The organism is Kitasatospora sp. NPDC048715, assembly GCF_043198905.1.
GTDB classification, from domain to species: Bacteria; Actinomycetota; Actinomycetes; order Streptomycetales; family Streptomycetaceae; genus Kitasatospora; species Kitasatospora lactacystinica.
In genome coordinates this window covers 17457-30829 of the sequence record NZ_JBICVH010000015.1, presented here as the reverse complement: position 1 = coordinate 30829, position 13373 = coordinate 17457, and the positions used below count along the sequence as shown (strand labels likewise).

At 71.1% G+C, this 13373-nt stretch carries 16 protein-coding genes and 1 pseudogene; 8 read left to right on the top strand and 9 right to left on the bottom strand.

The genetic code is table 11. The features are described from left to right. Window positions 1–21 precede the first annotated feature (21 nt). From ACGFSC_RS26480 to ACGFSC_RS26465, 4 genes are all read right to left on the bottom strand, one after another. The gene (locus ACGFSC_RS26480; RefSeq protein WP_359904018.1) at window positions 22–606 is read right to left on the bottom strand and encodes a DUF5655 domain-containing protein; all 585 of its coding nucleotides are present in this window, start codon (window positions 604–606) and stop codon (window positions 22–24) included. A 732-nt stretch (window positions 607–1338) separates the two neighbouring features. Then, window positions 1339–2349 carry a YihY/virulence factor BrkB family protein gene (locus ACGFSC_RS26475; RefSeq protein WP_359904021.1) on the bottom strand — a complete coding sequence of 337 codons (1011 nt, stop codon included), beginning with the start codon at window positions 2347–2349 and terminating at the stop codon, window positions 1339–1341. Between the two features lie 108 nt (window positions 2350–2457). After that, window positions 2458–3345 carry a Rieske (2Fe-2S) protein gene (locus ACGFSC_RS26470; protein ID WP_359904024.1) on the bottom strand — a complete coding sequence of 296 codons (888 nt, stop codon included), beginning with the start codon at window positions 3343–3345 and terminating at the stop codon, window positions 2458–2460. A 256-nt stretch (window positions 3346–3601) separates the two neighbouring features. Beyond that, window positions 3602–3796: a hypothetical protein gene (locus ACGFSC_RS26465; RefSeq protein WP_359904027.1), complete on the bottom strand. Its 195-nt coding sequence runs from the start codon at window positions 3794–3796 to the stop codon at window positions 3602–3604. A 109-nt stretch (window positions 3797–3905) separates the two neighbouring features. Between ACGFSC_RS26465 and ACGFSC_RS26460 the strand changes: the two genes are divergently transcribed. Together ACGFSC_RS26460 and ACGFSC_RS26455 are read left to right on the top strand one after the other, a co-directional pair. Continuing rightward, window positions 3906–4268 (top strand): helix-turn-helix domain-containing protein, encoded by a 363-nt coding sequence (locus ACGFSC_RS26460; protein ID WP_359904030.1) that lies wholly within the window; start codon window positions 3906–3908, stop codon window positions 4266–4268. A 150-nt stretch (window positions 4269–4418) separates the two neighbouring features. Further along, the gene (locus ACGFSC_RS26455; protein WP_359904033.1) at window positions 4419–4949 is read left to right on the top strand and encodes an STAS domain-containing protein; all 531 of its coding nucleotides are present in this window, start codon (window positions 4419–4421) and stop codon (window positions 4947–4949) included. 403 nt (window positions 4950–5352) lie between these two features. Here the strand turns inward: ACGFSC_RS26455 and ACGFSC_RS26450 are convergent, their stop codons facing one another. Further along, complete coding sequence (locus ACGFSC_RS26450) at window positions 5353–5775, bottom strand: SsgA family sporulation/cell division regulator (RefSeq protein WP_359904036.1); 423 nt, start codon at window positions 5773–5775, stop codon at window positions 5353–5355. Between the two features lie 479 nt (window positions 5776–6254). Here ACGFSC_RS26450 and ACGFSC_RS26445 point away from each other — a divergent pair, with 479 nt between their 5' ends. The 3 genes from ACGFSC_RS26445 to ACGFSC_RS26435 all read left to right on the top strand — a co-directional run bounded on the left by ACGFSC_RS26445 (window position 6255) and on the right by ACGFSC_RS26435 (window position 8138). Further along, window positions 6255–6509: a hypothetical protein gene (locus ACGFSC_RS26445; RefSeq protein ID WP_359904039.1), complete on the top strand. Its 255-nt coding sequence runs from the start codon at window positions 6255–6257 to the stop codon at window positions 6507–6509. A gap of 448 nt (window positions 6510–6957) precedes the next feature. Further along, window positions 6958–7302, top strand: coding sequence for a hypothetical protein (locus ACGFSC_RS26440; RefSeq protein ID WP_359904042.1), 345 nt, complete (start codon window positions 6958–6960; stop codon window positions 7300–7302). Between the two features lie 293 nt (window positions 7303–7595). After that, on the top strand, window positions 7596–8138 hold the full coding sequence (locus tag ACGFSC_RS26435) for a DUF6328 family protein (protein WP_359904045.1): 543 nt from the start codon (window positions 7596–7598) through the stop codon (window positions 8136–8138). A gap of 322 nt (window positions 8139–8460) precedes the next feature. Here the strand turns inward: ACGFSC_RS26435 and ACGFSC_RS26430 are convergent, their stop codons facing one another. Together ACGFSC_RS26430 and ACGFSC_RS26425 are read right to left on the bottom strand one after the other, a co-directional pair. Next, window positions 8461–10092: an NAD(P)/FAD-dependent oxidoreductase gene (locus ACGFSC_RS26430; RefSeq protein ID WP_359904048.1), complete on the bottom strand. Its 1632-nt coding sequence runs from the start codon at window positions 10090–10092 to the stop codon at window positions 8461–8463. Next, a complete protein-coding gene (locus tag ACGFSC_RS26425) occupies window positions 10074–10568 on the bottom strand; it encodes an SRPBCC family protein (RefSeq protein WP_359904051.1) in 495 nt (164 codons plus the stop codon). Before ACGFSC_RS26425 ends, ACGFSC_RS26430 begins: the two co-directional genes overlap by 19 nt. Window positions 10569–10816: 248 nt before the next feature. Here ACGFSC_RS26425 and ACGFSC_RS26420 point away from each other — a divergent pair. Then, window positions 10817–10954, top strand: a pseudogene (locus ACGFSC_RS26420) (pyruvate decarboxylase); the annotation flags it as partial. A 368-nt stretch (window positions 10955–11322) separates the two neighbouring features. Here ACGFSC_RS26420 and ACGFSC_RS26415 read toward each other — a convergent pair. Together ACGFSC_RS26415 and ACGFSC_RS26410 are read right to left on the bottom strand one after the other, a co-directional pair. Then, window positions 11323–11478 (bottom strand): DUF6131 family protein, encoded by a 156-nt coding sequence (locus tag ACGFSC_RS26415; protein WP_359904053.1) that lies wholly within the window; start codon window positions 11476–11478, stop codon window positions 11323–11325. A gap of 104 nt (window positions 11479–11582) precedes the next feature. Next, the gene (locus ACGFSC_RS26410; protein WP_359904056.1) at window positions 11583–12314 is read right to left on the bottom strand and encodes a TetR/AcrR family transcriptional regulator C-terminal domain-containing protein; all 732 of its coding nucleotides are present in this window, start codon (window positions 12312–12314) and stop codon (window positions 11583–11585) included. 124 nt (window positions 12315–12438) lie between these two features. Here ACGFSC_RS26410 and ACGFSC_RS26405 point away from each other — a divergent pair, with 124 nt between their 5' ends. Further along, window positions 12439–12975, top strand: a complete 537-nt coding sequence (locus ACGFSC_RS26405) for a hypothetical protein (protein WP_359904059.1) — start codon at window positions 12439–12441, stop codon at window positions 12973–12975. 53 nt (window positions 12976–13028) lie between these two features. Next, entirely contained in the window at window positions 13029–13202 is a 174-nt protein-coding gene (locus ACGFSC_RS26400) for a CsbD family protein (RefSeq protein WP_359904062.1), read from the top strand. Window positions 13203–13373 lie beyond the last annotated feature (171 nt).

Below are 13373 nucleotides of genomic sequence, written 5' to 3'. Positions count from 1 at the left end.
CCAGCCGCCCTTCTCCGTCCGTCAGGACTCCTCGACCGCCCGCCGGATCAACGGCATCGCCTTCTCCACGTCCGCCGACGAAGCGATCCGCACCTCCAGGTGCCCGACGCCGCGCACGTCCCGGGTGAAGGCCTCCTCCGGCTCCACCGAGTCCGGCTCCAACCGCAGGTACACCAGCAGGGCCCCGTGCCCCGGCCGGAACACGACCGAGGCCACGTTCAGGATCCGCCGGTAGGCGATGTAGTGCTTCAGCACCACCACCTCCAGCTCACCAGCCGCCGCCAGCACCTCATCCAGCTCGTCGTACAGTTCCTGCATTCGTCCAGGCACCTCCACCTGCGACGCCTCCACTGGCACCGCGACCGCCTCCGGCTCGGCATGCACCTCACCGACCGGCTCGGCCGGTACCGGAGACGGGGAATCGATGAAGCCCGGGACCGTCTCGACCAGCTGCAACGTCAGCAGGGCCGGTCCGAGAACCCGGTAGCGCACCAGGTTCAAGCGATGCCTCCGCTGGTGAAGCGAAGCCCCGGCCCGGATGTGACGCGAGAACTCGGCTGCGACACAGATCGCCCGAGGCCGCCGCCAGTCGATCGTCTCCACCACCTCGGCACCCAGGCGTCTGCGTACCAGCGCCTCGAACTCGTGCCCGATGCGCCAGAAGCCAGACGAGGTAGGACGTTGCCTGCGTGATCACCCCGGAGTCCCGGCCGCGCTTGAACTCGATGATTACCGGTACGCCGTTCTCGTCGAATCCCAGCGTGTCCGAGGCAACTGTTGCGCCAGCTGGTCCGAATGCCACCGCGCGCGTGCGGTACCGGGAGCAGCAGCCACCGTGGGGAGGTGGACATTGTCGTCGTACTGGAACCGGACACGCCGAGCAACGTCGGGGTCCTCCAAACCGACCACACGCCCTCGGACCCCGAGCAGCCGGTGCGCCGCGCGCACAGGGGGCCGCCGAGCCCTCGAGCGCCTGCGGCTCCCTCACCATGTGCGGCCTGGACACCGCCGGAATGATCCTCGCTCCACACCGGTCCACCCCTGACCGGCCACGTTGGCACCCCTGCAGCACATGCCACACCCCCGCCGCTGACACCGTCACCGGTACCCACCACGTGTGAGGCGAGCGGGTCGGCTGGCGGTCAGGCCGCGAGCGCCAGCGCACTGCCCCCTTGGCCGCTGCCCCGGCTCCGCGTGACGACGGGCTCGATCTTGTGTACGGATCGTCCCCGGCTTTTCCTGGTATGAGGTCAATCGTCGGCCAGCACGGTTCTGACAGTGTGATCCCCGGATCCCCGGATCCCCGGATCCTCGCATCCGGCAGGGCGGCGAGGGTCGTCATCCCCCGGGGGGTCGACCCGCGGTCCCGTCGTCGTTGGCGTCCGGTCGTGGGTCGTCGTCGCTGAAGGCGACGTCGACTTGCTGTTCGGGGCGGCGTTCCTCTTGGTGGGCGATTGCGCTCAGCACCTGTTCGTCGGCGTCGGTGAGCGGCGGCTGGAGCAGGCTGCGCGGCCACAGGCGGCGGGCGAGGACGACGTTGGTCTCGGCGGCGTACACGGTGATCTCCGCAGCGAGGAAGAGCCAGGAGAGCAGGCCGATCACGGTGGCGAAGAAGCCGTAGACCTGCCCGGCGTGGCGCAGCTCGTGCACGACGAGCAGGGAGCCGAAGGCCTGGAGGACGGTGAACAGCGGGCCCGCGACCGCGCAGCCCGGCCATAGCGCGCGCGTGGGGATCGTCCGGGGGGTGAGCACGCGGAAGCAGGCCAGGCACAGGGCGGCGTTCAGGAGCGCGGAGACGATCAGACCGCCGATGCGGGCGGCGGGCCCGCCGAGGGAGGCAGCGACGACCGATGCGGCCCCGGTGCCGAGTACCAGGCCGGAGCCGAGCACGAGTAGGAGCAGGAGGCTGCGGACCAGGCGCGGCCAGTAGCCCGGCCGGCGCACGCCGGGGACGTTCCAGATCTCGGCCATGGCGTGCTGGAGCACCTGCGCGATGCCGAGTGCTCCGTAGAGCATGAACAGCATGCCGACGGCCAGGGCGAACCCACTTCCCTGGAGGGAGTGGACGTTCTGGCGGAGTTGGTCGCCGATGATCGGGAAGTCGGCCAGGGCGGAGTTGAGGACGGACTGCTGTGCGCCGGGGCTGCCGTGCAGGACGAATCCGAGGACGGTGCTGAGCAGGAGGAGCAGCGGGATCAGGGCGAGGAAGCCGTAGTAGGTGATGAGCGCGGCGTGTAGTCCGCCGCGGTCGTCGCCGTACTTCTTGATCACGCCGAGGACCATGGCGGTGGGCCGGTGGCGCTGCTGGTAGCCGTCCACCGAGCGCAGTGCGCGTTCGACCGGGTTCATGTCGTCCTCCTCCGCGTGGCGGGCGCGCGGATCCGCCACGGATCGGGCCCGCGCGGGTGCGTTTGCCCGTTGGGCCGATCCGTACACCGTGTGGACGTGGACGGCTGGTCAGCCGGCGCCGGGCAGTCGTGCCTCCAGGTACCCGGAGAGCAATCGGGTCTCGAACACTGGCTGCGGCGAGGTGGCCGGGCCGCTCGCGACCTCGCCGTCACGCAGGCGGAACTCGCTGCCGTGCCACGGGCAGCGCAGGCAGCCGTCGGCCACTGTGCCGTCGGCGAGCGGGCCGGACAGGTGGGCGCAGCGCTCCGCGAGCACGTGGCAGCGCTCGCCCTCGCGGACGACGACCACGGGCAGGTCGCCGGCCATCCTGCGGACGGGTTCGCCCGGTGGGAAGTCGTCGACCGGGCCGAGTCCGACCCAGTCGGCGGGCGCGAGTCGGGGCGCGGCGGCGGCCCGGTTGGGGCCGGCGGCCTGTCCGTAGGCCAGGTGGCCGCCGAGGACGCCGCCGCCCGAGATGGCGGCGAGCCCCGTCAGGCCGAGCAGTCGGCCGCGGGCGCGTCGGCCCCGGCAGCGGGCCAGCAGCGAGCCGGCGTACAGCAGCACGCCGGTCGTGTTGGCAAGAGCGTGGACCAGGCCCGTGCGGCGGCGCGGCGGGTCGAGCCGGGCCCAGTCCACCCAGCCGGACAGCGCGGTCGGCACGGCCGTCAGCAGTCCGGTGGCGACGAGTGCGTCGGCCGACCGCTGGGCGCCCGGAGTGAAGTCCAGCAGGCCTGCCGATGTCCAGCAGCCGATGGGCAGCTGAACCAGGCCCGGGTGGAGCGGGTGGCCGAGCCACACGCCGCGTAGGGCGTCGCGGTACGGCCCGAGGGGGAGAGCTTCCACCGCGTCGGCGAGCTTCCCGGACGGGAGGTCGAGGACCTCCCAGTGCGCCGGTGCGTCGAGCGTGCGGCGCAGTCGACGGGACCACCGGCGGTCGTGCAGAGCTGAAACGTCCATGCCGGGCGGCTTGCCGGACGCCGGGAGGCCAAACCTCGCCCGGGGTGTCTGTTGAGCCGATCCGGTATTTGGGCAAAAATCCCGTAAGTCACTGGCCACAACAAAGACCTGGACCCCGTGAATCCTCGCCACAGCGATGTGGCCCCGTCCGGCTTACGTCCGGTGACCCGATCGTGGACTGTCAGCGTTTGGGGCCTGCTCGCGGTCGCCTACGCGCTCGCCCCTGCTGGACTGGGATATCTGGGCGTCACCAGGCTTATCGACCCGCAGGTCTCCACAGCTGCCTTCCGATGGCGCAGGCGAGGCGGCGGCGGTCGTGGCGTAGGTTGGAGCGCAGGGTGGACACGGGGGTGCCGAGGAAGTCGGCGGCCTTCTGGTCGTCCAGGTCGAGGCAGTACCGGAGTACCACGCTGTCGTGCTGTTTCTCGGGGACACCTGCCTGCAGCAACAACTGGTCGGCTCCTCCGAAGGTGGCGGCCTGCGGGGGCGTCGGACGGGCCGGGAATCAAGTATCACGAATCGGGTATGACGAATCCGGAATCCGGGTTCATACTTGTGGTGTGTCGAGCGACGAGCGGGAGCCGCGCACGAGCTGGACGTTCCTGACGCAGCATGCCCGTGTCCTGTTGATGATCTCGCGCAACACGGAGGTACGCCTGCGGGATCTCGCGGTGATGTGCGGTGTGACGGAGCGGGCGGTGCAGGCGATCGTCACTGATCTGGAGAGCGCCGGTTATCTGACCCGCACCCGCCACGGGCGCCGCAACCACTACCACGTCGTGCACGACACGTTCTTCCGTCACCCCGCCGAGGCCGGGCACGAGATCGCCGGGTTTCTGGACTTGTTCGCGGATCTCCAGCCCGGTTCCGGCCCCGCCCCAAGCACTCGCCCCGGTGATCACCATGACCAGGAACGCCCCTGATTCCCGAACCCGCCGCCCGCAGCCCCCCACCTTGCCGTGCTCCCGCCGGGGGATCCCGCGAAGCGGGCTCCTCGAGCGCGCCGAGAACCCGGCGGGACGCCGACCCGGCGGTCGGACCGCGCCCGTCCCCGCGTGAAGGCGGTGGGTTCCGTGAACAGCCCGCCCGATCCCCTCCGTCACGACGACTGCCCCCACGCCGCGCGGACCGGCGCACGGCCGCTGAGAGTCGTCGACACGACGCTCCCCGGCACGGCCGTGATCGTCCAGGTCCAGGGCGACGTCGATCAGGAAACCCGCCGCACCCTGGACGACGCCCTGGCCGAGGCGATCACCGCCCGCCCGCCGCTCCTGGTGGTCGACCTCGCCGGCCTCGCCTTCTGCTACTCGGCGTGCGTCAACGCCCTGCTCGCCGCCCGTCTGAACGCGATTGCCGCCGGGATCGAGATGGTGCTGGCCGCCGCGAGACCGCAAACCATACGGGTCCTGACGCTCACCGAGACCGACCGGCTCTTCACCCTCCACGACAGTGTCCGCTCCGCACTGGCCGGCGGCGACGCCGCCGACCGGCAGACCGGCTTAGCGGCAGTCATGCTTACCGCTTCGCGCTACGTAGGGGTCGTCGGTCCGCAGAGGGCCGGGCAGCTCCAGGGCTCGCTGGACGGTCCCGGCCACCGAGGCTAAACCTGCCGGATCCGTGGCCAGCGGACCCTCGTCGCAGCGCGCGTCGTCGAAGGCGGATTCCCAGTAGACCCAGCAGGTCGCGACCCACAAGCGATCGGGGTCTGCGGCGGGGGCGAAGCGGGCGTAGAACTCGGCGATGTTGGTGGCGGTGGTCCGGGTACGGGAGCCCGCGGTCGGGCACAGCCCTGTCCGATCGACGCAGGCTTGGGCCCGCCGCTCGACGGCGTCGGCCTCCGGATGGATGGCGGCCGGGACGGGGCAGTAGAACGGCAGGGTGTCGAGACCGGGGGTGCTCACGGTTCCTCGGTGTGCCGTGGCTGGCGGGCGCGTCGTCTCATGCGCTGTGGTGGACGGTGGTGGTGGCGACGCGGCGCAGGACGGAGACGACCTCGGTGGGGTGCGATCAGTCGGCTGCGCGCAGCCGGGCGAGGGCGGAGTCGATATCAAGGTGGTCGGCTTCCGATCCGGCGGGCACCAGGGTGAATGAGTCTGTGAGGAAGGCGGCCACGGCGTCCTCCGGGGCGCTGAGCACCGCCCGGCCGTCGGGGCCCTGCAGGGTGATGAGGACTTCGCCGGCCGATCCGGGGCCGATCTTGACGTCCCCGGTGCCGGTGGGGACGTGGCGCCCCTCGTTCAGCAGATCCCGGCTGAAGTACCAGCACACCTCGGCGTTGGAGCCGGTGCAGTCGCACGGGGTCAGCGGGAACACCAGGCATGCCGCATATGGGAGGGCCGTGTCGAAGCGGAGCTCCACGTCGACCGGGACGTCGGGCAGCGGGCTGTCGGGGAACGTGACGGGCATCGGGCGGACAGCGGACTTCTGCATCGGATCACCCTCCTGCGACGGCTTTGTGCGTCGGCCTCCGGTGGGCCGACGCGTGCCAACGCGCCTACCCCAGCGTCCACCCGCCAGTCGGCAGGCCAGATATCTGCACAACTCCCTTGCTTTTGCGGCGCGTTGCCTGTCTCCGCCACATAGCGACGCCCGATCGGCCGGGACGGGGACTTGCGCGCCGAAGCCCTCTGCAGCGCTGGTTCTTCGCCTGCGGGTTGTGCCACGAGCACACCGCCATCTCGGACTGCCGGCCTGTTGAGTGGATGCACTCCCGGAGGGCAGATCCTCCGGCGGCCAGCTTCTGATCACGGGCCTGTGGGAAACGACGGGGCAGAGCCGCTGCGTGGATCGTCTCCGCTGATGTGTGGTGGCATGCTCGGATGATTGCGTCTTGTGTAGGGAGGGAGTTTGCTGATGCTTGTGCCGTCCGCGCTGGAGCGGCGTCCGGGCGGGGCCCGGTGAGGGGCTGGGTGATCGGGGCTGTCGGCGAACCAGGCGAGTGGAAGCGGCTGCTGGTGGTGCTCACCGACGGTCGGCGGCTGGTGACCGGGGAGATCTCCGAGCTGGTGCGGGCGGAGTTCGGGGTGCTGGTCGCCAGGCGGCTTCGGCAGCCGCATCCGGGCGCGCGGTCGGTGGTGCGCTGGTTGCATCCGGTGCTGGCCGTCGTCGTCGAGCTGGAGGCCGGGCAGGTACGCCGGATCGCGGTGCCTGCGGAAAACGACTGAGCGATCGCTGGGGGCAGCGCGCGGTTGTGCTCCGGCGTGCCGCCGCAGCGCGAAAGAGCCGTTCAGAGTGGGGCCTGCGGAGCGTTCGAGGCGGGGGAGGTGACACAGTTCAGCCAGCGGTGGTGGAGGAGGAGGCATGCGAATTCGATGTCGCCCGCCTTCACCAGGGTGGGCGTGGCCGTTGGAACAGGTCGGTGGCGAGCCGGGCCGTCGCCGGTCTGCGTTCGCTGGACGGGACCGTGCCGACACCGGCGAGGCCCCTGAGTGCGGCCTGTCGATGGGCTTGGCGCAGGACTGCTGAGGCGGTGCAGGGCTAGGCCTCTGGGTCACTGCCTGGCAGGGTGGCTCACCCGGTTGCGCCGCATCCGATAGCCCGGAACCTTGCCGGTCCACTGTCCGGCTGTCGAGCCCGGCGGCGGGTGGCCGCGAGTCGTCGTAGGTTGCGGGCATGACCAGTGATGAGACGACGATCCCGGCCGTGGGAGTGCGCCCGCTGGACGAGGTGTTCGACGCGATCGAGACCGTCCATCGGCGCCCCCAGCCTTGGGGCGGGTTCGACCACGGGGTCCTGGAGGCCTACCGGTGGGCCTCCGGAGCCCAGATTGCGGCACCGGTCACCGCTGCCGCCGCGCTCGGGAGCATCGGGCCGTGCCGGGCACAGCTGCTGGCCGAATGCCAGGCTGCCGCGGTCCGCCTGCGCGATGCCCTGGAAGAACGCACGGACGCCGCCTACGCCCTGGGCGTCTACCGGGCGCTGGCGTGGCTGTGCGGCCACCACGAGGACCGCCCCTGACTTGCGGCCCTCAGTAACCAGTGCCCGTCCTGGCCACCCCGCCGCAGGAGCCGCCTGGTGCCCAGCCTGATCACCCGCTCCGGTGGGGAAGCCGGCCCTCCTGTGCCGAGGTGCCGGTGAACGCCACATCCGGCGGCGTGGAATGCACCATCAGGTGCTTCCCCTCTGGATCCTGTTCCGGGTCGCTGCCGGCTTCACCCGTCTCCATCGCCCGCCCCATGGCGAGGAACTGTTGGGCGTACGGGTCCGGGCCAACCGCTACAAGTACCGCCCGTAGGCGGAAGGAGGAATCGTTGACGAGGTACGACGGCGCGCCGGGCCGCGACGAGACGCCCCAGCAGCGGGCCGACCGGCTCTGGAACGAGATGCTCCAGGAAGTCCGTGTGTGCCAGACCGGCGCGCAGATCCTCTTCGGATTCCTCATCGGCGTGGCCTTCACCCCGCGCTTCGCCGCCCTGTCCGACTTCGACAGGAACCTCTACGTCGCCACCGTCGTCCTCGGCGCCGTCGCCACCGGCGCCCTGATCGCGCCCGTGGCCTTCCACCGCTTCCTCACCGGCCACGGCATGAAACCCGAACTCATCCACGTCGCCAGTCGCCTCATCGCCATCGGACTCACCACCCTCGCCCTGACCATCGCCGCCGCGCTGCTGCTCCTGCTGCGCACCGCAACCGGCAGCTCGGCCGCCGCCTGGGGCCTCAGCGCCGCCTGTCTGCTCTGGTTTGCTACCAGCTGGCTCGTCCTGCCCCAGGTCGTGCTTCGTCGCACGGCCGCCCGCCGGGCGGCCGTGTCCGAGCACGGCGACCCCGGCGGCGGTGGCCGACCCCCGCGATGACAGCCCTGCTGTCCCGGCCCGCAGCTCTCCGGTCGGCTTCCCCCTACTGCCGGGGGCCACCCCGGGAGACCGGATGGCTGGGGCAGAGGGGAACCGGTGACGTTGGAGATCTCGTCGGTGATGTACGACATCTCAGGCGGGACGAGGAACACGTAGGAGAGGGCCCTCGCAGAGGCTGGGCCAGGCGGCTCGTCGGTGACTGCTCGCTGAAGTGTCTGGCCTTCCCCGACACGTGGTCGCGTGTGCGTCGGACTCGGCTGTGGTCGGCCCACCCGGGCCGCGGGTCCCGTCTCGGCCTCCCGTCCGCCCGGCGGCCACCGTCTCACCTCCCACCCGGGTCGGCCAGGGCCCGCTGGGCGCCGGCCAGCGCGGGCCGCAGCAGCCGACCGGTCACGGCTCCCTGGGCGCGCAGCGCGGCGCGGGCGGCGTTCGCGCCGCAGGCACCGTGCACGCCACCGCCCGGGTGGGCCGAGGCGGAAGCGAGGTAGAGCCGCTGGATGGGGGTCTCGGGCCGCCCGGTGCCGGGTACCGGGCGCAGCAGCGCCTGCTGGTGGAGGGCTGCGGTACCGCCGTTGATCGCCCCGCCGACCAGGTTCTGGTCCAGCTGTTCCAGCGCCGGCGGGGTGAGCACGCGTCGGGCCTGGATCCGGTCGGCGAAGCCGGGGGCGAAGCGTTCGACCTGTGCCTCCATGCGGTGGGCGATGGCTTCGCTTTCCTTGCCGTCCCAGCACCCGGAGATGCCGTCGGGCCCGAGGTCGTCGACGATGCGCTGGGGGACGTGGGTGTACATCCAGGCCGATTCGGTGCCCGCGGGCGAGCGGGACGGGTCGGCGGTGGTCATCTGGCCGAGCAGCCCGAAGGGGCGGGCCGGCAGACGGCCGGTGCTGACCTGGAGTGCGTAGTCGCTCAGTTCCGTCCAGGTCGCCCCGAGGTGGACGGTGCCGGCCTGGTGTGCGGACTCGGCGATCCAGGGGATCGGCGCGTCGAGGGCCCAGTCGACCTTGACGGTCGAGAAGTCCCACTGGAAGCGGCGCACGGCGTCGCGGAATCCGGAGGGCAGATGACCTCCCTGGACCAGGCGGCCGTACAGGTGCGGGGCGGGCACATCGGCGAGCACGGCTCTGCGCGCGCGGACGTACTCGCCCTGGGCGGTGCGGATGCCCAGCGCGCGCCCGGCGCGGACGACGACCTCGCTGACCGGGGTGTCGCAGTGGATCGTGCCGCCGCGCGATTCCAGGCGCCGCACCAGGGCGTCGCTGAGGGCGCGGGCGCCGCCGACCGGTACCGGCCAGCCGTACTGCTCGCCGAGCATGGCCATGAGCCAGCCGAAGGCGGCACTGCCCGGCGATTCGGGCAGCAGGTCGGCGTGCAGCGCGCAGCCGGCCAGCAGCAGACCCAGCCCCTCCCGGTCGAACTCCTCGTCGGCCAGCCGTCGTACCGGGAGCGCAGCGAAGCGGGCCAGCCGCAGCAGGCCCGGTGCCCGAAGACGCGCCGCGAGCGTGAGCCCGGCGCGTACCGGCGGGAACGGCGCGAACATCGCTCCTACCAGGCACGGGTCCAGGTCCTGCCACAGCTGTGACAGCCGTCGCCAGGCGAGCGCGTCCGGCCGGCCGAAGTTCCGTTCGAAGCCGTCGATGTTCGCCTCCGGTCCACGCTGCAACTGGGCGCAGCGCCCGTCGGGCAGGGGATGGGCGAGAACGATCGGTGCGTGGCTCCAGGCGAGGCCGTGCTCCTCCAGGCGCAGGGCCGCGATCACCGGCGAGGCGGCGGCCAGCGGGTAGAACGAGCTGAACAGGTCGCTGACGTAGTCGGGGTGGACGCCGCGGTCGCTGCGGACAGCGCCGCCGGCCCGGTCCTGGGCCTCCAGCACCTCCACTTTCCAGCCGGCGTCGGCCAGCACGTTCGCGGCGACCAGGCCGTTCGGCCCGGCCCCGATCACGACGGCGTCGGCCATGACGGACCTCCCCCCGACGCGGACGCTTCCAGGTCGGCCGCCCGGCGCGCCTCCTCGACCGTGCGGGCGAGGCAGGCGAGCATCCGGCGGTGGCGCAGATCCAGCACCAGGTCCGTGGCTGCCGAGTGGAGGCTTCCGCTCAGGCCCCGCAGCGGGTGCTCGTCGACGATCACCAGGGTGGCGTCGCCCCATGCGATCAGCTCGATGGCGATCCGGACGGTGCCGAGCCGCCCGGCGAAAGCCTCCAGTTCCAGCCGGTGCCCGCTGTCGCACACACGTACAACGGTGCGGCCTTCGAAGTGGCACGGGCCGACGCCGACTGTGTAGCGCAGGCTCGACCCGACCGCGGGCCACCGGCCCCCACCCGGGCGGGTCCGCTCCGTGCCTGGTACCCAGCGGCCGTACGCGGCCGGATCGCCCAACACGCTCCACACCGCCTGCGGAGCCCGCTCGATCAGGACGTGTCTCACAGCCATTGACTTCGCTCCTTCTGTCCGGTCCTCTACGGATCACCCGCCCCTCGACAGGCGCATACCCGACGAATGCCCCTGAATGCGACACGCGTACCCACCCGTTTTCCGCCGCCGGGCACCGCCACCCGTTCCACCGGAACCTCGACCGGTCGCCGCCGGGCGCTCGTCCAGGGCAGCGACTGTGCTGCGCCCGGCATGCCTGGAGCGCAAGACGGACGGCACGTGGCGCAAGACGGTGGAGGACAACGCGGCGCCAGGCACTGGCCGCGGACCGGCCGTTCGTCATCGACTTCCGCGCCGACCCGGCGGTGCCACCGATCCCGCCGCACGCCACCTGGGACCAGATCAAGGCCGCTGCCCTGTCGGTGCTCAGGGGCGACAGCGACCGAGATCGGTGGTCCAGCAGGATGCTGAGGGCGCCTTCCTGCTGTGCGGATTCGTCATGGCCCTGGCCGAGCACCAGCAGCACAACGACGTGGAAGCGGTGCGCGGGTTCGAACGCAACCGTGCCACGTGCGGTCCGCCCGGCCTCTACGCGAGGAGTTCGATGTCGCCCAGCGCCAGCTGTGCGGCAACCTGCCTCGGGCGTTCGTCCACGGGTTGATGCTCGAAGCCGCCGCCACGCTCGCACCCGGTCACTGAGCCCGCTGTGATCCTCCGCACCCGGATGCTGCAGCGGCGCGACGATGCCGCCAGCGAATCGACGCCCAGCAGGACCGGGCTGCCCTCACAGGGACAATGGCTGGTCCGCTGGGGTCTACCAGTAGTGGCGGCGGCCGCCGACCTCGTGGCCGACTGCGCCCATGATCCACAGGATGAGGCCGATGAGGGCCAAGACGATGCCGATGGTCCACAGGATGCCGATTCCGGTGACGAATCCGATGACGAGGAGGATGACTCCGAGGATGATCACAATGGGCTCCGTTTCTTCGCCCCCCTTTTTCCGATGCGGTCCTTCGCCGATGCGGAGGAAATGCTGCACCTTGCTTCGCGGGTGCCCGGTTTGGGGATGCCGTATCAGCCGCGATGGCGTGATTCCCGGGTTCGGCGCACCTGAGGTGTGGTCGCCAGGCCGGCGAGGAGGATGTCGAGGCCGCTTTCCAGCTCGGCGGCTCCGTCGTAGGAGGCGAGAGGGCCGGCGAGACCGCGCAGGAGAGGAAACTCGGCTATAGGCAGCCGGTACAGGCCCAGGCGCAGCAGGTCGTCCGTCTCGTCGGGGTTGTCAACGAGTTCCTGCAGCTCGTTGAGGACGTGGCCGTGCAGCAGCCCGAACAGTGCGCGGTAGACGTGAAGCGCGTCGGCGCCGCTGAAGCCGGAGCGGGTGAGCATGGCGAGGATGGCCTCCAGCAGGCGCAGGGTGCTGCGAGGCCGCAGAGCAAGCGGGGTGGCCAGCGGGCGGGTGACCATGAGCGGCACGACGTTGGGGTGGGCCAGGGCGAGCCGACGGTAGCGGCGGGCTACGGTACGAAGTTGGGCGGCCCAGTCGGGATCGGTGGGGTCCTCCAGCGTGAGCTGGCCGAGGACCATATCGGTGACGCCGTCGAGCAGAGTCGCCTTGTTCGCCGCGTGGCGGTACAGACTCATCGGGTCGTGGCCGAGCGCACGTGCCAGACGACGCATGGACAGTTTCTCGATGCCCTCGCGGTCGATGATCTCCAGCGCGCAAGCCAGCATCCGTTCCCGGCTGAGCCTGTCCTTCAGAGGCGGATCGCCGTCCCGGACCGCCGGGGCGACCGGAGGAGGGACCACATCGGCACCTTCTCTCGCTGCGCGTGAGTACCGGTGACCAAGTTCGTAGACCTACGGTGTGGACACCAGTCTAGTCCGGGAGTTGACTGTAGTCATACGACGTAGATCCGTTGGGGAGTACGTCATGATCATCGTTCTCGGACTCATACTCCTGGTCGCCGCGGCCGTTGTCGCCGTGGCCGGAGTCGTCGGCAATGCCGGCAGCGGACACACGCTCACCAACGCGTTCACGGTGTTCGGAGAGCACATGAACGGCTCGACCGGCACGTTGTTCCTCTACGGCATCGTCGTCGGGGCCGTGGGAGTGCTGGGCCTCTGCCTCCTGCTGGCCGGCGCGCGCCGCGGCGCCACCGCACGCCACGCACTGCACCGCTCCCGCCGGGAAACGGCGGCTGTGAGCAGGCGACGCGACGAGGTGGTCGAGCAGCGCGACGCCGCCCGCGCGCAGGCGGCATCGGCCGTCCAGGACCGCGACGGCCTTGTCGCGGAGCGCGACACGATCGCCCAGCAGCGGGACGACCTCGTCCGTAGGCAGGAGCCGACCAGCGAGCACACAGCGGGTCTTCGCCTCAATCCGATGTCGCAGGGCGAAGGCGAACCCGCGTCCGGCAAAGGGCACCACAGACCGCACCTCCTCGGGCGCGGCCTCGGGCACCGGTAGGCCCCCTACGCCCCGCGAGAGGCACCGACGGACATCACGAAAGGCAGCTAGTCATGGGCATCGGCAAGAAGGCCGCCCACAAGGCCGAAGCGGTCAAGGGCGGCGTGAAGAAGAACGTCGGACGCGCCACCGGCGACCGCGCCCTCGAGGCAGAAGGCCGCGGCGACCAGATCAAGGGCAACCTCAAGCAGGCCGGCGCCAAGGTCAAGGACGCGTTCAAGCACTGAGGCCGGACCGCGACGATCCCGTCCCGCCCGCCCCACCGCGGCGCGATACGGAATCCAGGGGGCTCCGACAGCGGACTCAACTCATCAACGGAGTTGAGTCCGCTGTCGTGAATCGAGGAACGATCATGGTGACGGTCCTGCTCGTACTGCTGTGCCTGGTCCTGCCGTGGC